The 21,847-nt window shown below is 61.8% G+C and carries 23 protein-coding genes and 3 tRNA genes; 18 read left to right on the forward strand and 8 right to left on the reverse strand.

The genetic code is table 11. The features are described from left to right. Window positions 1–38 precede the first annotated feature (38 nt). Window positions 39–1,202 carry a pyridoxal phosphate-dependent aminotransferase gene (locus BM357_RS01965; protein ID WP_074949012.1) on the forward strand — a complete coding sequence of 388 codons (1,164 nt, stop codon included), beginning with the start codon at window positions 39–41 and terminating at the stop codon, window positions 1,200–1,202. Window positions 1,203–1,327: 125 nt separating this feature from the next. Here BM357_RS01965 and BM357_RS19645 read toward each other — a convergent pair whose 3' ends face one another. Together BM357_RS19645 and BM357_RS01975 are read right to left on the reverse strand one after the other, a co-directional pair. Further along, window positions 1,328–2,008 (reverse strand): hypothetical protein, encoded by a 681-nt coding sequence (locus BM357_RS19645; RefSeq protein WP_175511407.1) that lies wholly within the window; start codon window positions 2,006–2,008, stop codon window positions 1,328–1,330. An 18-nt stretch (window positions 2,009–2,026) separates the two neighbouring features. Continuing rightward, complete coding sequence (locus BM357_RS01975) at window positions 2,027–2,653, reverse strand: SpoIID/LytB domain-containing protein (RefSeq protein ID WP_074949013.1); 627 nt, start codon at window positions 2,651–2,653, stop codon at window positions 2,027–2,029. A gap of 184 nt (window positions 2,654–2,837) precedes the next feature. Between BM357_RS01975 and BM357_RS01980 the strand changes: the two genes are divergently transcribed. From BM357_RS01980 to BM357_RS02005, 5 genes are all read left to right on the forward strand, one after another. Continuing rightward, complete coding sequence (locus BM357_RS01980) at window positions 2,838–3,317, forward strand: YwhD family protein (protein WP_074949014.1); 480 nt, start codon at window positions 2,838–2,840, stop codon at window positions 3,315–3,317. A gap of 52 nt (window positions 3,318–3,369) precedes the next feature. Continuing rightward, the gene (locus BM357_RS01985; protein WP_074949015.1) at window positions 3,370–4,824 is read left to right on the forward strand and encodes an aminotransferase class I/II-fold pyridoxal phosphate-dependent enzyme; all 1,455 of its coding nucleotides are present in this window, start codon (window positions 3,370–3,372) and stop codon (window positions 4,822–4,824) included. A 58-nt stretch (window positions 4,825–4,882) separates the two neighbouring features. Further along, window positions 4,883–5,422, forward strand: a complete 540-nt coding sequence (locus tag BM357_RS01995) for a redoxin domain-containing protein (protein WP_083430082.1) — start codon at window positions 4,883–4,885, stop codon at window positions 5,420–5,422. Window positions 5,423–5,456: 34 nt separating this feature from the next. Beyond that, complete coding sequence (locus BM357_RS02000; protein ID WP_029423268.1) at window positions 5,457–5,810, forward strand: HesB/IscA family protein; 354 nt, start codon at window positions 5,457–5,459, stop codon at window positions 5,808–5,810. A 72-nt stretch (window positions 5,811–5,882) separates the two neighbouring features. Continuing rightward, the gene (locus BM357_RS02005; protein WP_074949018.1) at window positions 5,883–7,133 is read left to right on the forward strand and encodes an HD domain-containing protein; all 1,251 of its coding nucleotides are present in this window, start codon (window positions 5,883–5,885) and stop codon (window positions 7,131–7,133) included. 2 nt (window positions 7,134–7,135) lie between these two features. Here BM357_RS02005 and BM357_RS02010 read toward each other — a convergent pair whose 3' ends face one another. Next, window positions 7,136–7,732 (reverse strand): DedA family protein, encoded by a 597-nt coding sequence (locus tag BM357_RS02010; protein WP_245783797.1) that lies wholly within the window; start codon window positions 7,730–7,732, stop codon window positions 7,136–7,138. Window positions 7,733–7,957: 225 nt separating this feature from the next. Here BM357_RS02010 and BM357_RS02015 point away from each other — a divergent pair, with 225 nt between their 5' ends. Next, on the forward strand, window positions 7,958–9,205 hold the full coding sequence (locus tag BM357_RS02015) for a glycosyltransferase family 2 protein (protein WP_074949019.1): 1,248 nt from the start codon (window positions 7,958–7,960) through the stop codon (window positions 9,203–9,205). A 27-nt stretch (window positions 9,206–9,232) separates the two neighbouring features. On the opposite strand, the gene BM357_RS02020 is transcribed toward BM357_RS02015, so the two are convergent. Next, on the reverse strand, window positions 9,233–9,544 hold the full coding sequence (locus BM357_RS02020) for a YunC family protein (RefSeq protein ID WP_074949021.1): 312 nt from the start codon (window positions 9,542–9,544) through the stop codon (window positions 9,233–9,235). Between the two features lie 166 nt (window positions 9,545–9,710). On the opposite strand from BM357_RS02020, the gene BM357_RS02025 reads away from it, so the two are divergent. Beyond that, window positions 9,711–10,202 carry a divergent PAP2 family protein gene (locus tag BM357_RS02025; protein WP_029423273.1) on the forward strand — a complete coding sequence of 164 codons (492 nt, stop codon included), beginning with the start codon at window positions 9,711–9,713 and terminating at the stop codon, window positions 10,200–10,202. Between the two features lie 50 nt (window positions 10,203–10,252). Here the strand turns inward: BM357_RS02025 and BM357_RS02030 are convergent, their stop codons facing one another. Next, window positions 10,253–10,615 carry a hypothetical protein gene (locus tag BM357_RS02030; protein ID WP_074949023.1) on the reverse strand — a complete coding sequence of 121 codons (363 nt, stop codon included), beginning with the start codon at window positions 10,613–10,615 and terminating at the stop codon, window positions 10,253–10,255. Window positions 10,616–10,708: 93 nt separating this feature from the next. Here BM357_RS02030 and BM357_RS02035 point away from each other — a divergent pair, with 93 nt between their 5' ends. Beyond that, window positions 10,709–11,167 (forward strand): NUDIX domain-containing protein, encoded by a 459-nt coding sequence (locus BM357_RS02035; RefSeq protein WP_074949025.1) that lies wholly within the window; start codon window positions 10,709–10,711, stop codon window positions 11,165–11,167. A 152-nt stretch (window positions 11,168–11,319) separates the two neighbouring features. On the opposite strand, the gene BM357_RS02040 is transcribed toward BM357_RS02035, so the two are convergent. Then, window positions 11,320–12,186 carry a 2-oxoacid:ferredoxin oxidoreductase subunit beta gene (locus BM357_RS02040; RefSeq protein ID WP_074949028.1) on the reverse strand — a complete coding sequence of 289 codons (867 nt, stop codon included), beginning with the start codon at window positions 12,184–12,186 and terminating at the stop codon, window positions 11,320–11,322. 3 nt (window positions 12,187–12,189) lie between these two features. Then, window positions 12,190–13,917, reverse strand: coding sequence for a 2-oxoacid:acceptor oxidoreductase subunit alpha (locus BM357_RS02045; RefSeq protein WP_074949030.1), 1,728 nt, complete (start codon window positions 13,915–13,917; stop codon window positions 12,190–12,192). Window positions 13,918–14,121: 204 nt separating this feature from the next. Between BM357_RS02045 and BM357_RS02050 the strand changes: the two genes are divergently transcribed. Then, complete coding sequence (locus BM357_RS02050) at window positions 14,122–14,568, forward strand: DUF86 domain-containing protein (protein WP_074949033.1); 447 nt, start codon at window positions 14,122–14,124, stop codon at window positions 14,566–14,568. On the opposite strand, the gene BM357_RS20145 is transcribed toward BM357_RS02050, so the two are convergent. Further along, window positions 14,540–14,848, reverse strand: a complete 309-nt coding sequence (locus BM357_RS20145; RefSeq protein WP_425426487.1) for a 3D domain-containing protein — start codon at window positions 14,846–14,848, stop codon at window positions 14,540–14,542. The two genes, BM357_RS02050 and BM357_RS20145, sit on opposite strands and share 29 nt — an antisense overlap. A gap of 465 nt (window positions 14,849–15,313) precedes the next feature. Between BM357_RS20145 and BM357_RS02060 the strand changes: the two genes are divergently transcribed. The 8 genes from BM357_RS02060 (at window position 15,314) to BM357_RS02095 (ending at window position 21,843) form a co-directional block, all read left to right on the forward strand. Next, the gene (locus BM357_RS02060) at window positions 15,314–17,071 is read left to right on the forward strand and encodes a 2-oxoacid:acceptor oxidoreductase subunit alpha (RefSeq protein ID WP_074949037.1); all 1,758 of its coding nucleotides are present in this window, start codon (window positions 15,314–15,316) and stop codon (window positions 17,069–17,071) included. Next, on the forward strand, window positions 17,071–17,934 hold the full coding sequence (locus tag BM357_RS02065) for a 2-oxoacid:ferredoxin oxidoreductase subunit beta (protein WP_074949040.1): 864 nt from the start codon (window positions 17,071–17,073) through the stop codon (window positions 17,932–17,934). The genes BM357_RS02060 and BM357_RS02065 overlap by 1 nt, the downstream gene beginning before the upstream one ends. A 178-nt stretch (window positions 17,935–18,112) precedes the next feature. Continuing rightward, window positions 18,113–18,188, forward strand: a tRNA-Lys gene (locus tag BM357_RS02070). Between the two features lie 414 nt (window positions 18,189–18,602). After that, window positions 18,603–19,388, forward strand: coding sequence for an aliphatic sulfonate ABC transporter permease SsuC (gene ssuC, locus BM357_RS02075; protein ID WP_074949042.1), 786 nt, complete (start codon window positions 18,603–18,605; stop codon window positions 19,386–19,388). A 21-nt stretch (window positions 19,389–19,409) separates the two neighbouring features. Further along, window positions 19,410–20,246 carry an ATP-binding cassette domain-containing protein gene (locus BM357_RS02080; RefSeq protein ID WP_074949044.1) on the forward strand — a complete coding sequence of 279 codons (837 nt, stop codon included), beginning with the start codon at window positions 19,410–19,412 and terminating at the stop codon, window positions 20,244–20,246. Between the two features lie 55 nt (window positions 20,247–20,301). Continuing rightward, on the forward strand, window positions 20,302–21,324 hold the full coding sequence (locus BM357_RS02085) for an aliphatic sulfonate ABC transporter substrate-binding protein (protein WP_083430101.1): 1,023 nt from the start codon (window positions 20,302–20,304) through the stop codon (window positions 21,322–21,324). A gap of 280 nt (window positions 21,325–21,604) precedes the next feature. After that, window positions 21,605–21,679: transfer RNA gene (locus BM357_RS02090), tRNA-Gly, on the forward strand. A gap of 74 nt (window positions 21,680–21,753) precedes the next feature. After that, a tRNA-Ser gene (locus BM357_RS02095) sits at window positions 21,754–21,843 on the forward strand. Window positions 21,844–21,847: the final 4 nt, after the last annotated feature.

A 21,847-nucleotide genomic window follows, 5' to 3' on the forward strand; every position in this document is an offset into this window, starting at 1 on the left:
GAGAGAATGGGACAGCAGCGATGAGGGGGTCGAGTGTCATGCGTGTACCGATGGCCGACCGAATGGAGCGGTTGCCGAAACAATTTTTTGCCGATTTGGTGGCGCGGGTCAATGAACGGATACGGGCGGGGCGAGACGTCATCAACCTCGGGCAAGGCAACCCGGATCTGCCGACGCCATCCCATGTGGTCGAGGCGCTGCGCGACGCGGCGCGCGATCCCAAAACCCATCGGTACCCGCCGTTCTCGGGACTGCCCACATTGAAGCGCGCGGTGTCCCAATTTTACGAGCGGGAGTACGGGGTACAGGTCGATCCCGAGCGGGAGGTCGCCATCCTCTTCGGGGGCAAGACCGGGCTCGTGGAGCTGAGCGAAATCTACCTCAATCCGGGCGATGCCGCGCTCGTGCCCGACCCCGGGTATCCGGATTACCTCTCCGGCATCGCATTGGCGGGCGGTGAGGCCATCCCGTATCCCATCACCGCCGAAACCGGGTATCTTCCGGATCTTCGCGCCGTCACGGACGCAGCGTGGCGGCGGACAAAGCTGTGGTTCCTCAACTATCCCAACAATCCGACGGGCGCCGTCGCGCCGGCATCCTTTTTCGCCGAAGCGGTCGCGCTCGCGGAAGAGCGAGACGTCATCGTGGTGCACGATTTCGCCTACGGTGCCATCGGATACGACGGCGTCCGCCCGCCGTCCTTCCTCGCGACGCCGGGGGCCAAACAGGTGGGCATCGAGATCTACACCATGAGCAAGACGTACAACATGGCGGGCTGGCGCCTCGCCTTCGCCGTCGGCAATTCCGATGTCATATCGGCCATCAACCTGATGCAGGACCACTATTACGTGTCTGTCTTTGCCGCCGTCCAACTGGCGGGGGTCGCGGCCCTGACGGGTTCGCAGGACTGCGTACGGGCATTGGTGGAGACGTATCAGTCCCGGCGGGACGCGTTTATCGGGGAACTGGCGCGGCACGGTGTTCAGGTGCCGGCGCCGAAGGGGTCGTTTTTCGTGTGGATGCCGGTGCCGCGAGGGTACACCTCGGCCGGGTTCGCCGACCATCTGCTCGATCACGCCGACGTCATGGTCGCCCCGGGCATCGGCTTTGGCACCCACGGCGAAGGGTTTGTCCGGATTGGGCTGTTGGATGAGGAGGCGAGACTCCGGGAGGCGGCGCGGCGAATCGCCGCGGCCCTCTGATGCCCCGGGCCTGCGCGCGATCCGCGCCCGGGCGAGCTTCGGATCGGACTCGCATCCTCAGGCGGATCTCCCAGAGACCGCGGCCGGCTGTGCCCGGCCGGCCGCCGGCGAGGCCGGGCTTCGCGTCACGGCCGCTCCGGCCCCTCGCCGGGTTGCGTCTTGCTGCGGAACCTGTCCGCCAACTCCACCAGCCACACGTGGTGGTAAGGCACCTGGTACAGCACCGGTTCCACGCGCGTGTCTCCAGGTCCCAGCTTGTACATCCACACCGTCGTCTCGCTCGGAACGCCCTCGTGCATCCGGATGCCGAGGTGAATGGAGTCCCGGTAGCCGTTTTTGTACGCGATGACGCCCAGTTGGCCGTGCAGCTCCGCCACCAACGGCCGGTAGCGGGGATTGCGGATGATGGGGGCGTCCATCCACTGGGTGTAGCCGTCCGGCCCCGTGGTGGCTCGCTGTTCGGTTTCAATCAGCACCACCTCCGCCCCTTGCAGGGGCTGCTGCGTCCGGCCGTCCATCACCCGCACGCGCAGCTTCGAAGTGGGCCAGGGGACGTAGGGGCTGAACGGGGTCTCGGCGGATCCAGGGGTTGGCGGCGGCAACGGGGCAGGCATGGATGGCCGCTGGATCTCCGGGGCGGCTGAATCGCTCTCTGGGACGGCCGGGGCTGCCGGCGCCTGTTGCACTTGCCCGGATCCGGGGCCGGGGAGGGGTTGTGCTGTCACGGCAGGGACAGGCCACGCGGTCCACGACGCAATCCCGGTGCACAGCGTCAGGGCGAGAATCCACCTGTGTCGGATGGTCACACGCATTCCTCCTTCACCTCAACGAATCCAGCGCAGCGTCCGATCCATATAGTAGAACTGCAGGATCTGGACCCAGTTGCGGCCTCGCTCCGCCCAGTACTGGCTGCCCCACTGCGCCATCTTCTGCGCGTTGCGGTATTGCCAGTTGGGGCTGTTGCGATAACCTGCGCGGTAGTTCAATTCGATGATCTCCCCGTTTGGCTTGACGTAGGCCGCGTTCCGCACCGCCTGCACCGCCGCGTTGGTCTCGGGCTGCCGGGACCAGTAGCGGAAGCTCTGGAAGTTGACCGTATTGTCGACGTCGAATGTGAAGCCGTCAATCGTCACGGGGTGCAGGTGATGGTACCAGGCGAACATCTTGACCGCCATCGCACCCGCCTTCAATGCCTCCACGTGCCACGAGGGCACCCATTCGTTGGGCAGGACGTCCTGGCAGTACTCCTCGAACGGGACGGTCTGCACCCACACGATGCGGCCCCGCGGATCCGATTCCCCGCTCGGGTTCTCTGACCGGATGGCCACCCGGATGGTGGATGGCAGCGGGGTGTTGTCGACGGTGTGCTCTGCCCGCGCCTCGGGCGCGTGGAGCGCGGTGAACCCCAGGAACACCAACGCGGACAGGCCGCCGAGGATGAACTTGTTCATCGGCTTCCCCCTACCCTGTGCATCTCTATCTGTCCTGTACGTTCCCCACTTCCGGGCAAGTCATGCGCCCCGGGGGCAGGAAGTGGGCGTCTCGGTGTGACATCCCAAAGGCATCACGCTAAAATAATGAAGATGTGTTGCGCCGGTCTTCCGGCGTCTGGGCCACCGAAGGGAGGTCTGCGGCTTGGAGAAGCTCAATCTCACCGGCAAGTCGAAGCACAGCTCCGACGATGCGCTGCGGGGCTTGTCCGCGGTATTTGTGGACGGGGAACGGGTGTTCATCGACAATGGCGCCATCCATGCCAAAAGCAATTTGGAACGGGGCCTGACATTCGTAAAGAACCGTGAGGAGGTACCGAATCCGCGCGATGTGTGGGTGTTTTGGATCACGCTGCGGCGCGGCCCGGACGGTCAGGGGTATCACGGAGCGATGCCGTTTCGCCTGTGGGTGGACGAAGCGGCGGGTGTCGGCTTCAAGTCGCTCGCGGAGCAGGTCAACAAGATGGAGAAGGCCGTCAAGGGCCAGGTCGATCTCACCGGCGTGCCCGACGAAGTGGTGGCGCGTGTGGGCGGGTTTTTGAAGCAGCTTCGCCCCGACCTGTGGGATCATGCGGGCGAGGCGTTCCGGACAGCGTTTGCGGCACCAAGCCAACCGGAATCGTGAGCGCAGGACCTTGACGGGAGACATCCAGGGGGAGCAGGAGGAGACGAGCGGGTTGAACCAACACGACACACCGCTGTTCAGCGCCCTGTTGGCGCACGCCAAGCGCAATCCGATTCAATTTCACATCCCTTCGCACAAACGCGGGCGCGGCATGCACTCGGCGTTTCAGGCGTTCATCGGCCAGAACGCGCTGTCCATCGATCTGATCAACATCGCGCCGCTGGACGACCTGCACAATCCGACAGGCATCATCAAAGAGGCCCAGGCGTTGGCTGCGGAAGCGTTCGGGGCGGACGAGACATTCTTCTCCGTGCAGGGGACGAGCACAGCCATCATGGCCATGGTGCTCGCCACGGTTGGGCCCGATGAGAAGATCCTCGTGCCACGCAACGTGCACAAGTCCGTGCTGGCGGCCATCATGCTCTCCGGTGCCCGTCCCGTGTTCTTGCATCCCGAGGTGGATACGGAACTCGGCATCATGCACGGATTGTCCGTGGAGACCGTGGAGCAAGCGCTGTTCCAAAACCCCGATGCAAAGGCGCTGGTGGTCATCAACCCGACGTACTTCGGCATCGCCGCGGATCTGAGGCGAATCGTGGAGATCGCACACCGGTACGACGTTCCGGTCCTGGTCGACGAGGCGCACGGAATTCACACGGCCTTTCACGAGGACCTGCCTGTATCGGCCATGCAGGCGGGTGCCGACATGGCGGCGACGAGCGTACACAAACTCGGCGGATCGATGACCCAATCCAGCGTCCTCAACGTCCGTCGGGGGCTCGTGGACCCGCGCCACGTCCAGGTGGTATTGAGCATGCTCACCACGACCTCTACGTCGTATCTGTTGCTCGCTTCCCTGGACGCGGCTCGTAAGGAATTGGCGCTATACGGCCGGGAGCGGATGGAAAAAGCCATCGCGCTGGCGAACGAAGCGCGCCGCCTGGTCAACCAAATCCCGGGGCTGTACTGTCCGGGCCGGGAGATCCTGCGCAGCAGCGCGACCTATGCTCTCGATCCGACCAAGCTGATCATCTCTGTCAAAGACCTGGGGCTGCGTGGATACGATGTGGAGGTCATGCTGCGGGAGGAGTTCAATATCGAAGTCGAGTTGAGCGACCTGTACAACGTATTGTGCGTCATCTCTTGGGGGGATGAGCGGGAGGACATCCTGCGCTTGGTGGACGCGCTGGCGCACATCTCCGCCGCGTATCGCGACCGGATTGGGAAACGGCCGGTCCAGGTCAAGGTGCCGTCGATGCCGGAATTGAGGATGTCGCCGCGGGACGCGTTCTACGCGAAGACCGAGGTGGTTCCGTTCCACGAGTCCGTCGGCCGGACCATCGCCGAGATGATCATGGTGTATCCCCCGGGAATCCCCATCCTCTTGCCGGGTGAGGTGGTGTCCCGGGATAATTTGGATTATATTGAAGAAAACCTGCGTGCCGGACTGCCGGTGCAAGGGCCGGACGACCCGGAGATTCGCACCATCAAGGTGGTGCGGGCGTAAGGCGTCGCTGGGCCGCGGCCTGAGACCGGCGGCGGGATGGCCGACAGGAGGGATGAGGATGCCGCTTGAGGTGGGACAAGCCGCGCCGGATTTCGCTGTACCGTCGAACACAGGAGACGTCGTGACCAAAGCGGACCTCGCGGGCAAGATCGCTGTGCTGTTCTTCTATCCAAAGGATAGCACCCCAGGGTGAACGAACGAGGCGAGGGACTTCCGCGATCACATGGCGGAGTTCGCGGAAGCCGGCGCCGTCGTGTACGGCGTGTCACGGGATTCGGTCGAGTCACACAGGAAGTTCGCCGCAAAGAATGACTTGAACATGCCGCTGTTGGCAGATGTCGACGGGGCGATGTGTGCGGCGTTTGGTGTTTTGAAGGAGAAATCCATGTTCGGGAAGACCAGCATCGGGATTGAGCGGACGACATTTGTGCTGGCACCCGACGGAACGGTGGCGTACGTCTTTCCAAAGGTGAAGGTCGAAGGCCACGCCAGGGCGGTGCTCGATGTCGTACGGGCACTGGCGAGCGGTGCGTCTGGCGGTGAGGCGGGCAGCGGGGGCAACGGAAACGGAGCGCAGGGTCCTGAACGTGGCGTTTAGGAGTATAATGGAATCGGAAAGGAGGGGAGACCCGATGGTGACGCTGACCGACAGCGCCGCCGCCAAACTGCGCGAGATGATAGAAGGGCGCGGCGAGGATGAGCGGGCGCTTCGCCTCTATGTAAAGCCGGGTGGCTGTTCTGGATTCAGCTACGGTATGGCGCTCGACGCGCCGAAGGATTCCGACCATCAGTACGAGATCAAGGGTGTGTTGGTGGTGGTGGACCCGGACACGCTGGCATTGATCGACGGATCTGAGGTGGATTACGTGGACGACATCACCGGGCAGGGATTTCGCATCCTCAACCCCAATGCGTCCACCACATGCGGCTGCGGGTCGAGCTTCCGCACGCCGACGCATGCCGGGCAGCCGGGTTCGTGTGAGTAAAGCCGGACGGTAAAGCCTACCGGGGGAGACCCCGTAGGCTTTTTCTGTCTCCACGCAAGGGGGACAAGCAGGGTGTGGACGCACAAGGTGCTCAAAGACCCGGTCCACGACGAGGTATTGGTGGAGGATCCCTGGATCTGGCGCTTGATCAACACCGCGGCGGTTCAGCGGCTGCGCCGGATTCACCAACTGGGCACGTCCTATCTGACGTTTCACGGCGCGGAACACAGCCGGTTCACGCACTCCCTCGGGGCGTATGAGACGATGCGGCGGGTGTTGCGCCACCTGGAGCAGGAGTGCGGTTGGCCCAGGGATGAGCGGGATAAAAAGTTGGCGTTGGCGGCGGCGTTGTTGCACGACGTGGGGCACGGGCCGTTCTCGCACACGTTTGAGAGCGTGTACGATGTACATCACGAGCAGTGGACGCGCCGGATTCTGCTTGAGGACGAAGAGATTCGAGGCCTGCTCGACGAGGTCGATTCGAACTTTGCAGACGATCTCGTGGCGCTGTTGCAGAAGCAGTCGGATTCCGTGATTCAGCAGCTGATCACCAGCCAGCTGGACGTGGATCGAATGGACTACCTGCTCCGGGACGCACTGCACACCGGGGTGTCGTACGGCCGATTCGAGTTGGCACGGTTGGTCCGTTCCCTCACCCTGGCCGACGGGCAGGTGGTGCTCAAGGCGAACGCGATCCATACCGTCGAACAGTACATCCTCGCACGCTATTTCATGTACACGCAGGTCTATCTGCACCCGGTGACCATCGGCAGTGATGTGTTGGTCGGCCAGATCCTGCGCCGGGCGGGGGAGCTGTGGAACCAGGGCGCCGGTTTGGAGATGCCCGAGCCGCTCGCCGCGCTGTTTGGAGAGAGCCAGGGCGTGTCTGTGGCCGATTACTTGGAGATGGACGAGTCGACGCTCCTGTACGCATTTCGGCGCTGGACGAAAGGACCAGACCCGGTACTCTCGGATCTGTCGCGGCGGTTTTTGAACCGCAAACTGTTTGCGGCTGTCGAAAGGGTGGAGCCGGACAGCGGGGAGTGGGCCGCGTTGCGGACGGCCGCCCGGGCGCTTGGATTCCACCCGGACTACTACGTGTGCGGCCGTTCTTCCGCCATCGCGGCCTATGTGTACCGGGGCGAGGGGATCCCCATCCTGAAAGCGGACGGGACGGTGAGCGAGCTCAGCCGCGAATCGCGCATCGTGCGGTCGCTCATCCCCGACTCGGAATACCGGCTGTTCTTGCCAAAGGAGATGTTGGAAGGCGACGGACCGGTGGTGGAGCGGGTTCGGTCCCTGGTGTACGGGCGCGCCAAGTGAGGTCAGCCGGCGCGCCGGGCATTTTTTGGCCCGAACCAGAACCACAGGACGGCCAGAACCAATACCGCGACTCCGAACACTGTAAGGGGCTTTAGGTATGTCCCGACGGCTTCCCAATGCTTACCAAGTTGGAATCCACCCCAGGCGAGGGCGAAGTTCCAAGGGAGGGAACCGAGGGCGGAGTAGACGACAAAGCGAGGCAGGCTCATCTTGCCGATGCCAGCGGGCAGGGAGATGAACGTCCTGAGGCCGGGCAGCAGGCGGCCGAAGAACACCGTCCACTCCCCGTACCGGTCAAACCATCGTTCGGCGCTGTCCAGGTGACGCGGGCTGAGCAGAATGTAGCGTCCGTACCGGAGGATGAGCGGACGGCCGCCGCGCCAGCCGATCCAGTAGGCAATCAAGCCGCCGGCCACGTTGGCAACGGTGGCGGCGATGACGGCTGCCGCAAAGGACAACTGGTGATTGTACGCCAGGTACCCGGCGTACGGCACCACGGCCTCGCTTGGAATGGGGATACATGCGCTTTCCAGTGTCATCAAGACGAAGATGGCCACAATACCGTACTGAGACACCCAAAGGCTCAAGTGTTCCGCCAATCGGTCGTCCTCCTTCACAAACAGGCACCCAGGCACTCGTGCGTCACGTCCATCGTACAGGATCCATGAAAAAATGTGAATGGAAGCGGGCCCCGTGTCAGGCTTCGCCACAATTCCCGTTGACAGATGGAGCGGCAGTCCTACAATGGGATTCGTGGGTTGGCGCGATCTGGACCGGCAACGCCGTGGAGCCCACCATGACGGAATCACGAGAGGGGATGTTGAATGTCCCTGTTCAGTGTCTTTTTGAATACGCTGTACGCCGCCATGCAGTTGTTCACCGGTGCAATCGGCGTGTATCAGATCGTGTTGTCCCTGTTCGGGGTGTGGTACCGGCGAAAGCCGTTGCGCCATCCGCCGCAAAAGCGATTCGCCGTCATCATTCCGGCGCACAACGAGGAGCAGGTCATCGGGCCGTTGGTCGACAGCCTGATGGCGCAGGAATACCCGCGTGACCTGTACGACGTCCACGTGATCGCCGACAATTGCACCGATCACACGCGCGAGGTCGCGCTCAAGCACGGCGCGGCGGTCCACGTCCGCAACAGCGAAGACAAGCGCGGCAAAGGATACGCCATCGAGTGGATGTTGGAGCGGTTGTGGAAATCCGGCGTCCGGTACGACGCCATCGTGATGTTCGATGCGGACAATCTGGTCGCGCCAGATTTCCTGCGCATCATGAACGACCGCCTGTGCGACGGGCACAAGGTGATTCAGGGGTATCTGGGGGTCAAGAATCCGTTCGACACCTGGGTCAGCGTGTCGATGGCGATCTCGTATTGGTACAGCAACCGGATGTGGCAGAATGCCCGGCAGAACCTGGGGTTGTCCTGTTCCCTCGGGGGGACCGGGCTGTGTATCGACATGGCGCTGTTGCGCGAGATGGGCTGGGGAGCCACGGGCCTCACAGAGGACCTGGAGTTCGGGGTGCGCTGCGTCGAACGCGGCATTTATCCAATCTGGGCGCACGACGCCAAGGTGTACGACGAAAAGCCGACGACCTTGATGGCGTCCATGCGCCAGCGGCTGCGCTGGATGCAGGGGCACTTCCACTGTGCTGGGCGGCACATGATCCCGCTCATCAAGGCCGGATTCGCCGAACGCAATCTGGCCAAACTGGACGCGGGCATCTACCTGTTCCAGCCGATGCGGTTCCTCATCCTGTTTTTGACGTCGTTGATGATGCTGCTGCAGATCTCGACGCCGCAGACCACGTGGATGTCTCACGTCACGTCGCTGTTGCCGACCAGCTTCTGGGTGGTCGTCAACGTGGTGCTGTATCTGCAGATGCCGTTGGCGTTGTTCCTGGAACGGGTGAACTGGCGCGCCTACGTGGGGCTCATCATCCTGCCCTTCTTCCTGTGGACGTGGGGGCCGGTGGTGTTGCAGGCGTATTTCACCAAGTCCAACCGGAAATGGGCGCACACCGTGCACAAGCGCGCCATTCGTCTGGATCAACTGCGCAGCCGTTGAGTCCCCGCCTCGGCCGGGACGGGGACGTCAAGGCGCGTCCAGCATCCGGAGCAGCGCGTCGCGAACGGACATGCCTGGCCGGATGCCCAGGTTTTCGGCGGCCTGCGTGCAGGATTCCACGGTGCCGTCCGCGAGTTCGTCGAGGTTTCGCACGCCGACGGCCCGGGCGGCCACAATCCCTCTGTCCGCGAGGCGTTCGCGCAGCAGTTGAATGTCGAGCGCGCCGCACATGACGTAGCCGTGCCCGGCGGTGATTGCGAGCAGATTGGTCTTGGGCAGGTTCACCTCAATCGCCACGGCGGCGTGATCGCCAATCCAGACCGGTTGCACCTTCACCATGGCAGATTCCCCTTTCTCGTATCCTCCACAATCTATGGGGTGAGAACCCGTTTCGTGCAGGCCACTCCTGCCTTCGCTGACGTTTGTGGTACCATGGACATGGACAGGAACGCCTGAAACGAGAGGTGTCGTGCTGACGGCGCTCATGCTGGGAGGAACTGTGGAAATGCAGACGGACCTGGTGCAGTTCTTGCTTGGCTTGTGGAAAAATGCCCCCCTGATGGCGGCGGTGACCGCCATCTGCGTCGGCCAGCTGGCCAAAATTCCGCTGCATTACTTGTTGTACCGGGAGTGGGACCTGCACAAGGTGATTGACGCCGGCGGCATGCCGAGTTCCCATGCGGCCGGGGCAGCGGCGTTGACGGTGGCCCTGGCGTATGTCGTGGGCCCGGAATCACCGGTGTTTGCAACGGCCGTCGTGTTCGCCGTGATCGTCATGTATGATGCCGGCGGTATCCGGCGCCACGCCGGCGAGCATGCGGTCTTGTTGAATCGATTGGCGATGGAATTGGCGGAGTCGGGGATCGCCGTCCAGGCCGCGAGCACGGTGCGCGAAGGAGAGCGCCTGAAGGAAATCCTCGGCCATGAACCGCGCGAGGTGGTCGTCGGCGCCATCCTCGGCGCCGTGGTCGGTGCGGTGTTCGGGAAGTGGTGGTGAGGCCGGGCGGCTGAGGCGGGGCGGGCGGTGTGGGACCCGCCCGCTCCGCCTCAGCGGGTGCACAGGTCATCGGCGTCTGGGCCTTCGGACCCCGTCGTTTCGGATTCGGAATCCGAAGCGGCGGCATCTTGCTCCGTGCCGGCGGAGGCGTGAAAGATTCCGCTCTCCCGCCGGATTTTGTCGATGAGGATGCGCAAGGCGAGTTCAGGGGAATCCACCACGTTGGATCCGTAGACAATGAGGCGTTCGCTGTCTTCGGGAACGCCGATGGCATAGCACGTGCCGTCGGGGTTCTCGAACAACTCCACCCGGTACGTCTGTTCCGGGGTGGTGTATTCAAACACCTGTTTTCGGCGCAGCGTACATCCGTTCGGAACAGGCACGCTGTACCACCAGGGCGGGGATGGAGGCATGTCTCGGTTCACTCCTTGCCGGGATTCAAAATGAAGACAACAAAGGCCTCGGAATCATTGTAGCACAGGCCGCCTGGCGGAGGAGGATATGCCATGCAGCAGGCGACAGCCCTGAACTTAGACCCTTTGCGGCGGCATCCGCCGCGGGCGGTCCTGGTGTTTCCGGTGTTGTGCGGCCGCATGCTGTGGGTTTGCCATCCGGTCCGCGGATGGGAGGTCCCCGGCGGCAAGCTGGAACCCGGGGAGACTCCGGAGGCGGCCGCACGCCGCGAAGTGTGGGAGGAAACCGGGGCCACGCTGCGTGATCTGTCGTGGATCGCGGAGTACTGGGTTCCCGATACGGCGTCGTACAAATGGGTCTACGTCGGCATCGTCGACGACTGGCACGCCCGGCCGCCGGACAGCGAGATCCTGGATGTGGCGTGCCGGCCGGGGCTCCCGCCGCCGGAGCGGCTGCAAACGGCATCCGGCGTCAGCTTCGTCCTGAAAGACGAGGTCTACAGGACGGTTTATCCCATCCTGCAGCGCATTCTGCAATCGCATGACGGCTGATGGGTTTCAAATCGACGGCCAAGAGGGATTGCCAAGAAGGGACTGCCAAGAGGAAAGAAGGCCGCCCCCCGGCTCACAGGGGACGGCCTTATCTGTCGGTTCCACCCCGCCGGAGCGGGGAAGCGGCCCTCCAGGGACAGAACGCGTGGCGCTCAAGCGAATTCTTTCACGAAGCTGTCGAACACCGCGGGATCGAGGCGCAGGTCGGCCTCCAGTATCGGCGTCTCGCGATACCCGGGAATCTGGTCCTCGTAGGCCACGCGCGACTCGTCCTTGTAGATCAGTCCGGTGCACAGGCCGCCCGTCTCTATCACGGTCTTCATCGCCATCGCGCGATCCGTCGGATCGTATCCTTCCACCTGGTCCAGGTTGGTGATGTGTTCCCGGAAGAAGTCGTATGTGTTGATCTTGTTGTACGTCACGCACGGGCTGAACACGTTGATGAGCGCGAAACCTTTGTACTCCACGGCTTGCTGGATCAGAGACACCAATTGGTTCACATCGCTGGAGAAGCCCTGCGCCAAAAAGCCAATGCCCGCGGCCAGAGCAATTTGGGACGGCACCAAGGCGTGTTCGATGTTGCCTTCCGGCGTCGTCTTGGCTGTGAAGCCTTTGGCGCTGGTCGGGGAGTGCTGGCCCTTGGTCAGACCGTAGATCTGGTTGTCCATGACGATGTACGTAATGTCCATATTCCGGCGTACCGCGTGCATGAAGTGGTTGAGGCCGATGCCGAACCCGTCGCCGTCGCCGCCCGCCGCGATGACGGTGAGGTTACGGTTGGCGAGCTTGAGCCCTTGCGCGGCCGGCAATGCGCGACCGTGGACTCCGTGGAAGCCGTATGTGTTGATATATCCCGAAATGCGGCCCGAGCACCCGATGCCGGAGACGATGGCCACCTCATGCGGCTCCTTGCCCATGGCGGCCAACGCTCGTTGGATGGACGCCTGCACCGCGAAATCCCCGCATCCGGGACACCAGTTCGGCCGGACGTCGTTACGGAAATCTTTTACCGTCGCCATGACTCAGAACATCCCCTTGACGTGTTGATAGATTTCACTCGGCAGGAACGGCCCGCCGTCGTACTTCAGCAGGCTGTCGACAGACTCGTGTTGGACGCCGAAGAACGACATCAGGTGGCGGAGTTGACCGGTCGCGTTGTTTTCCACGACCAGCACTTTCTTCGCCGAGCCGATGGCCGCCTCCAGTTGATGCTTCGGGAAAGGCAGGATGGCGTGTACGTGCGCGTGACCGACCTTCAGACCTTCGGATCGCAGCCGTTCGGCGGCCTCCGCGATGGCGCCCACGTTGGAGCCGATGCCGATGATCACCACATCCGCATCCGCATCACCGGTGCGCACCACACTGTTCGGAATCTCCACGCCGCGAAGCTTGCGCATGCGTTTCTCCATCTGGATTTTGCGGTTGCGCGACGTTTCGTTCGGGCGGCCGCTCTCCAGGTGTTCGACGCCCGTGACTTTGTGGATGCCGCCCTTCGTGCCCGGGAACACGCGCGGCGAGATGCCGCTCTCGGTCACTTTGTATCGCTTGAACTCTTCCGTCTGGGGGGCGGGCAGGAGATCCGCTTCGCTCGCCAAGTAGCCGCGGTCAATCTGCACCTTGCTGAGGTCGAGTGGCTCTGTCGTCTGCTTGCTCAACGACAGCTGCAAATCGGTCATCACAATGACCGGGCACTGGTACTTCTCCGCCAGGTTGAACGCGTCACCCATCATGTAGAAGCATTCCTCTGTCGTCGCCGGATTCAGCACAATCTTCGGGATCTCGCCGTGCGTGCCGAACAAGGCGGCCAACAGGTCGGATTGTTCCTGCTTCGTCGGCAGGCCGGTGGACGGGCCGCCACGCTGGGTGTCGACGATGACCACCGGAGTCTCCGTCATCCCCGCGAGGCCGATGGCTTCCATCATCAGCGACAATCCCGGGCCGGACGTGGCGGTCATGGCCCGGGCACCGCCGTAGGCCGCACCGATGGCCATATTGATGGCGGCGATTTCATCCTCCGTCTGGACGACCACGCCGCCCACTTTCGGGAACTTGCGGATCAGCGATTCCATGACGTCGGACGCCGGAGTGATGGGGTAGGCCGGCATCACGCGGGCGCCCGCAGCCACGGCACCCAGGGCGATGGCATCGTTGCCCATCATGAACAGGCGGCGCGTGCCATCCGCCGGCTTGAGCGCAAACTCCGGCAACGCCCCTCCGAGTTCCTTGACATACTCGAAGCCGCGCTGAATCGCGAGCATATTCTGGTCCACAATCTTCTGGCCCTTGCGCCGGAACCGTTCCTCTACGACTTCCGCGAAAATGTTGATGGGCAGGCCCAGCACGCACGCCGAGGCGCCGAGAGACACCATGTTTTTCATGATGGCCGACCCGCACTCTTCGGCAATCTTGGTTAACGGCACAACAAAAAGGCGAACGTGATCCGGCGCCTTCGGGTTGAACTTCTCATCGGCGATCACGATGCCGCCTTCGCGCACTTCTCCGACATTGAGGTCGATGGATTCCTGATCGAATGCCAACAGCACATCCGTGTGATCCGTGATGGCCCGGTACTGCTTCAGGCTGACCCGCACCTTGTCGTTGGAATGTCCGCCCTTGATGCGGGAGGAGAAGTGCCGAAAGGAATAGACGTAGTAGCCTTGGCGGTTGAGCGCGACTGCGAATGTTTCGCCGGTGCTTTCGACGCCCTCCCCTTGTTGACCGCCAACTTTCCACGAAAGTTGCTCCAGCATGATTGTTCTTTCACTCCTCTGTTCAAGCTCTGCCCATCTCGCTGACAGACCAACCCCGTGGAGCGCGAGGGGTTGCGGGCTGTATCAGGAACCTTTGTACACCCACCAGCGACCATTATACTGTACGTTGGAGGATGTGAAAACTTTTTCGACACTGTGTGAAATCGTTTGTCTGAAATTCCTTCCGAATGGGTGGGATGCGGATTGTTCATCACGGATTCTTTACGGACGCAGGTGGATCGGTATCTGCAGGCCATCGAGATGCGATCCCGCTGGTTGGCAGGCCTGACCACGTCTTCCGGGTCGGATGACCCTGGCCGCGTGTGGGCGGCGGAGCGGGCCCTTCACGTGGCCGTGGAGTGCGTGACGGACGCGGCCAACCTGGTGATTGACGCCCTCGTCATGCGCGATCCGGGCGGATACGTGGACATTGTGCGCGTGCTGATGGAGGAGGGGGTTGTCTCCCGGGATTGGTTCCAACGGTTTGAACCGATGCTCCGTCTGCGGGAGCGATTGGTCCACGGGTATGTGGACTTGCAACCGGACGAGGTCATGGAGGCAGCCGTTCAATTCGGTCCGCTGTTCAATGAGTACGTCGCGGCCCTTCGGCAGTATCTCGGCATCAAGGACGCGAGGCCTCCGCAGGACTGAGCGCGTACACCGCGACGTGGCGTTTGACGCCGAAGCGGAACGCGATGTCGTCGCTGGGCACGAGGACGTCGATGTGCCGGCCTTTGATGGCGCCGCCGATGTCCTCGGCCAGCCGGATCCCAATGCCTTCAATATATAATGGGGTGCCGATGGGGATGACGTGCGGATCGACCGCGACGGTGCGACCGACCTGCGCCCGCGTGCCGCTGAAGGTGATCCCGTAGTCGGGTGAGGACGGACGCTTCCCCGTCGAGCGCTCGCTGACCGCATATGCCGTCAAGGTGAACTCCCCCAGGGGCCGGCGCATCATGCGGCCCGGAGACTTCTGAACCTCCTGAAATGCCGCGACGACCGCCTCGGTTCGCCTCAGGGGCCGTAGATGTGGCCGAGAATGCACGGGCGCGCGGTCTGTAACGGTATGAATGGCGTGGCTGTGATACTGGGTGTTCACGACCCTCCTGCCGCATTCACCGCTTCCCAGACTGAATTGGGCGGAATCGTCCCGCGAATCCGGAAAACTGTTATATGCATGGTGTTCAAACTGTGGTAATATACAGGTAAGAATTTTGGCGCTTCCTGCGCCGCCCGGGTTCAGTTGGATCCAGGCGGCCGTAGCGGCGGCCAGGTACACCATCGCTCCTGGCACACCACCAGGTCTCCGTCGATTCAGCATGGCGTTAGTTTGCCGGTCCGCGCCCGCAGGTATACAGCCGGTGCCAACGGTGAGGGAGAGGGAGGTATCGCGATGATCCAAGACGTGGGTTGGAAGGTCGGCGGGAAACAGGGAGAAGGCATCGACAGCACGGGCGAGATTTACGCCATCGCGCTGCACCGGATGGGGTACTACGTGTTCACGTACCGCCACTTCATGTCGCTGATTAAAGGAGGGCACACGAACTACAAGATCCGCGCGTCCAACCGGCAACTCCGCCATCACGGAGACGATTTGCACGTGTTGGTCGCGTTTGATCAGACGACCATCGACTTCAATTGGAATGAAATGGTTGACGGCGGGATCGTCATCTATGATGCAAGCGCTTTCGAGGCGGTGAAACCGAGCCATCGCGATGTCAACCTGTTCGGCGTGCCGCTCACCGAGATCGCCAAGCAGGCCGGGAACGCCATCATGAAGAACATGGTCGCCATCGGTGTAAGCGCTGCCATCAGCAAACTGGATCCGGAGGAGTTCCGCCCGGTGGTCCAGGACAAGTTCGGCAAGAAGGGCCAGGCGGTCGTCGAGAGCAATATGGAAGCCCTCTTGCGCGGCTATGCGTATTTCCAAGAACACTACCATGTGCATTTCCCGCTGCCCGATAAGCCTGACCTGCGGGACGTAGATCACCTGTTCGCATCGGGCAACCAGGCCACCGCCTTCGGCGCGCTGGCCGGCGGCTGCCGGTTCCTCGCGGCCTATCCCATCACGCCGGCGACGGAGATCATGTACTGGGTCCTGGAGCAGTTCCCCAAGTACGGCGGCGTGGTAGTGCAGGCGGAGGACGAGATCGCGGCCATCAACATGGCCATCGGCGCCAACTTCGCCGGCGTGCGCGGGATGACCTCCACCTCGGGCCCCGGCTTCTCTCTCATGATGGAAGCGTTGGGCCTGGCAGGGATGTCGGAGACGCCGGTCGTCATTGTGGACGTGCAGCGCAGCGGCCCTTCCACCGGCCTGCCGACCAAGACGGAGCAGAGTGACCTCAGCGAGGCGGTCAACGGGACGCACGGCGAAATCCCGCGGATCGTGCTGACCCCTCGGACGGTGGAGGAGTGCTTCCTGTACACCGCAGAAGCGTTCAACCTGGCGGACCGGTACCAGTGCCCGGTCATCGTCATGACCGACCTGTACATGGGTATGTCGTTCCAGTCCGTCGACGGTTTCCCTGTGCACCGGGTACGCCAGGATCGCGGCAAGCTGATCTCCGACGAGGAGCTGGCGAAACTCGGCCGGTTCGCGTACCAGCGGTACGACGCGTCGGTACCGGACGGTATCTCGCCGAGGGCCCTGCCGGGGCAGAAAAACGCGCGTTACGTCGCCCTCGGGAACGAGCACAACGGCGTCGGTCTGGAGGTTGAAGATCAGGAGACGCGTGTGACGCAGATGCGAAAGCGCCAACGGAAGCTGGAAGGTTTCCGGCATGAGAGCGGCGTCACCGTGGACGGCCGCCAGGACGCGCCGTACGCGCTCATTGGCTTCGGGAGCACGTACGGCGTGCTCGAGGAAGCGCGCGAGGTCTTGGAGTCGCAGGGATTGCCGGTGAAGCACATCCACTTCTCGCGGGTGTGGCCGTTCCCTGCGGACGCCTTCCACGACGCCATGGACGGCGTGCGCTTGGCGCTCGTCACGGAGCAGAACGCCACAGGCCAACTGAAGCGGCTCATCCGCGAGCAGGCGGGCTATCACGACGTGCTGCAGAGTTGCCTCAAGTATGACGGGGATCCCATGTCGCTCAAGGAGATCGTCCATACCGCATACCAGACCTTCCCGATGGGGGTGTTGAACTGATGGCCACCATGCTCGATTATCAGACGGAACGCGCCACCTGGTGTCCCGGGTGCGGGGACTTCGGCGTGCTGAATGCCATGCAGAAGGCGTGCGTCAACCTCGGCCTCGAGCCGGAGCAGGTGGTGGTGGTCTCCGGCATCGGGTGCTCAGGGAAGATGTCGCAGCACTTCGGCGGGTACGGCCTGCACTCCCTGCACGGGCGATCCATCCCGACCGCTCAGGCGGTCAAACTTGCGAACAAGGACCTGGTGGTGTTCGCCGCGGGCGGCGACGGTGACGGCTTCGGCATCGGCATGGGGCATTTCATCCATGCCATGCGGCGCAACGTGGACATCACGTACATCGTGATGGACAACCACATTTACGGGCTGACGACGGGGCAGGCGTCCCCGACGAGCGACGTGGGATCGAAGACCAAGACGTCCCCGCAGGGGACGGTGGAGCAGCCCATCTTGCCCTTGCAGCTCGCGTTGGCGCAGAACTGCGGCTTCGTCGCCCAAGGGTTTTCCGGGAACGTCAAGCAGCTCGTGAACCTGATTGAGAAGGCCATTCAGCACAAAGGGTTTTCGTTTGTGAACGTGTTCAGCCCCTGCGTCACGTTCAACAAGGTCAATACGTATGACTTTTACAAAGCACATTTGGTGGACCTGGACCAAGACCCGGATTACGATCCGCATGATCGCGTCGCCGCCCTACGCCGCGTGGCGGAAGCGAACAACCTGGTGACTGGCCTCATCTATGAAGATCCGGACCGACCGAGCTTCGAAGAGAGCCTGCCGGGGTATCCGGACGACGCCATCGTCAGTCGGGATTGGACGCTTCGCCAGGAGGACTACGACGCCATTCTGGCGACGTTCCGCTAAACACTGTGGCCGGAGGCCTTCCGTCGCGCGGATCTTCAGGGCCGTGGATCATGTCGGAATCCAACGTGGACGGGGAATACTGAGGACAGAGCCGCAAGCAAACTGGCCTTGTCAAACGTCCGGTTGTGTGGTATAGTCTCGGATGTTGTCACTGGTCTGGACCACACACCGGACACGCGAGCCATTAGCTCAGTCGGTAGAGCACCTGACTTTTAATCAGGGTGTCCCCGGTTCGAGTCCGGGATGGCTCACCAACAGACATCCACTCAGCACGCGGGTTCTTGGAGAGGGGCTGTCCTTTCGACAGCCCCTCGATCTGTCTTCTGCGCCTCACGTGCGCCGGTTTGCCGTTGTGTGTGTCGTTCGCCGTTGTGCGCATCTGTGCGATCGCGCCGGCAAAGTCGCATCGCAGTCGCATCACCGCAGACGGTGCGCATGATGTGGCGACCGGTCGTGCATGCCGGGGGAATACCAGGTGGAGAGTTGACGACAGGAAACAACGTGTGATAAAAACCTTAGTAAGGACATTCGAATACCCAAATTTGTCGACCAGACCACTGGAGGCGCTTAAGGGCCATCTGCCCGAACGAGGTGCCTCCATTTTTGTTTGTCTGGGTGGACGGTCGTGGCTGCTCGCAGCGCGATGTTCGTACAAGGAGGTCATCCGCATGAAAGTACCCAGAGCGGCCCATAGCTTCTTCAACCGAGGTCTTCCGTGGCTGTTGCCGATCCTTGCCATTGGGGCTTGGCAAATCCTGTCGGATGTCGGTGTGTTGTCCAGCAAGATCCTGCCGGCGCCAACGGATGTCCTGAAAGCGGCGTGGCATTTGACACAGACCGGAGAATTGATCCAAAACATCCTCATCAGTTTTCGGCGGGCGGTGATGGGACTGCTGATCGGGGGATCCGTCGGGTTCATGCTGGGATTGCTGAACGGAATGTCCCTGTTGGCGGAAAAATTCTTCGATACGTCGGTGCAGATGATCCGGAACATTCCCCACCTGGCCATGATCCCGCTGGTGATTCTGTGGTTCGGGATCGGCGAGGAAGCGAAGGTCTTCCTGGTCGCCCTTGGCGTCTTGTTTCCGGTATACGTCAATACCTTGCATGGCCTGCGCTCTGTGGACGCGGGGTTGATTGAAATGGGTCGGGTGTACGGTCTCCGTTCATGGTCATTGTTTTGGACGGTGATCCTACCCGGCGCGCTGCCTTCCATCTTGGTCGGTATTCGATTCGCACTGGGAATTATGTGGTTGTCCTTGATTGTGGCGGAAACGATTGCGTCGGATTCCGGGATTGGCTACATGGCCATGAATGCACGCGAATTCATGCAGACCGATGTGGTGGTGTTGAGCATTCTCCTGTACGCCTTGCTTGGAAAGTTGGCGGATGTCATCGCGCGTTGGCTGGAAAGGCTCAGCCTTCAGTGGCATCCGAATTACCAGAATGTGTAGGTTGAAAAGGGGGGTGGTGGGATGCGTGTGTCCGCGACGAGGAACGACGATCGAGGTGCACATCTGGAAATTCACGGACTGCGTAAGGATTTCGGCAGTCAACGTGTTCTGCGCGGGGTGGACTTGAAGGTTTCGCCTGGCGAGTTCCTCGTGGTGATTGGACGAAGCGGCTGCGGCAAGAGTACGTTGTTGCGGCTGATTGCCGGACTGGAAGTTCCCACGGCCGGCGAACTGTTCATCAATGGGAGGCCTGTTCGCGGCTTGAACCCGGAAACCCGCATTGTGTTCCAAGACGCCCGGCTATTGCCGTGGAAAAGGGTGATCGACAATGTCGGGATTGGGTTGCAGGGGAAATGGCGGTCAAGAGCGGAACAAGCCCTCGCCCAGGTCGGGCTGGTTGGCAGGGAAAGAGACTGGCCCGGGGTTCTCTCAGGAGGACAAAGGCAGCGGGTCGCCTTGGCCAGGGCTCTCGCCAGTGAACCCCGTCTTCTGTTGCTGGATGAACCTCTCGGGGCATTGGACGCGCTCACCAGGATTGAGATGCAGCGATTGATTGAAGGGATTTGGCAGGAGCAGCAGTTCACAGCACTGCTGATTACCCATGATGTCGAAGAGGCTGTCGCCCTGGCCGACCGGGTAGTCTTGATTGAGGACGGGGTGATCTCCATGGACGTCGACGTCCCGCTTGCCCGGCCGCGCAAGCGCGGGGATCCCGCCTTTGCCGCACTGGTGGACGAGATCTTGTCCCGCGTCCTCGGCGAGGAGAGGACAGGAAACGTCACGGTGTTCGCGGTGCCAGAGCGCCATGAGTCTCCTCCTCACAACGAACAGCGGAGGAACAGAGGGCTTAGTTTGTAAGTCCGACGGGTCTTGAAGAATCGAATCCCAATATTTGGTGAAAGGGGACATGTTCATGAGACGCCTGCGCCTGCCGAATCTCTTGCGCTGGCTAGGTCTGTTTGCCTTTGTCTTCTTCCTCGTCCTCGGGTGCGGTAACGGAAGCACGAATGCGGGTGGAGCGTCGGGAAACGGTACGGGGAATAATGGTACGACGGCTTCCAATCCACAAGGACAGTCATGGCCAAAAGAGTTGCGAGTGGGCTATCAGAAATCGTCATTCTTACTGTTCTTGAAAGAGAAAGGCACGTTGGAGCAACAACTGGCTCCCTACGGGGTGAAGGTCAGTTGGTATGAATTCACGTCCGGGCCGCCGCTTCTGGAGGCGCTCAACAGCGGGAGTATCGACGTCGGGGAGACGGGAGGGGCTCCAGCTGCATTGGCTCAGGCGTCACCTCAAGCTCAGTTTGTGTATTTGGCCTATGAACCGGAGGTGGCTCGGGCGATTGTCGTACCTAAAAACTCCCCGATTCACTCCATTGCCGATTTGAAGGGGAAAAAAATGGCCTTCGCTCAAGGGTCCAGCGCCCATTATACGGTGCTCACCGCACTTCAAAAGGCTGGACTCAAGATCAGTGACATCCAACCGGTAAATCTTCAACCGCCGGACGCCCGCAGCGCATTTGAGCGAGGGAATGTGGACGCGTGGGGAATCTGGGATCCGTATCTGGCGGACGCGGAGATGAACGCAGGCGCCCGGATCTTGGTGAACGCGAAAGATCTTCCGAAACAGTACAGTTTCATCGTGGGAAGGCGGGACTACGCGCAGCAGTATCCTCAAGTGACAAAAATCCTGCTGGACAATCTTCAAAAGGTGACCGACGAGATTCACGCCGACACGAAGAGTGCGGCCCAGGAGCTCTCCGCCGTGACGAAGATTCCAGTGGCGACTTGGCAGCGCACACTGGACAGGCGCGATTATGGTGTGTATCCGCTCACCGATCAGGTCATCGCCGCGCAGCAGAAGATTGCAGACACGTTCTTTGAAGCAGGTTTGATCCGTCAGAAAGTCCGCGTGCAGGACGCGGTTCAGCCATGAGGCGGTCGACCATGCGTTCCGCATGTCAAGCACCGCCAGGTGCCGACGGAACCGGAAGCGATCCGAGCGTGTAAAGTCGCAGTGAGGGTTTTTCCCCGATAGAAAGCAGGAAGGCAAAATACAAGAGACCTCACTCCATCCAACACACCGGCCGCGTTGAGCGCGGTAGGAGGAGTGAGGTCTTTGTGTTCCCGCTGACACAGGCCATCAGACGACGTGTTGACAAGACATCCGGCATTCCGTACAATACGGATCTGTAAATGAAGCAGGTTGACTTTATGCGGAAGTGGCTCAGGGGTAGAGCATCGCCTTGCCAAGGCGAGGGTCGCGGGTTCGAATCCCGTCTTCCGCTCCATAACGTGCGCAGGCAGGGGGTTCGACGGTGACCACAGCCGGAGACACCCCTTTGTATACAGCGCGGCCAGACGCGGAGAGGTGGTCGAGTGGTTTAAGGCAGCGGTCTTGAAAACCGCCGTGTCCGCAAGGGCACCGTGGGTTCGAATCCCACCCTCTCCGCCAAAAA

The organism is Paenalicyclobacillus macrosporangiidus (genome assembly GCF_900116805.1).
In the GTDB taxonomy this organism is placed as follows: Bacteria; Bacillota; Bacilli; order Alicyclobacillales; family Alicyclobacillaceae; genus Alicyclobacillus_H; species Alicyclobacillus_H macrosporangiidus.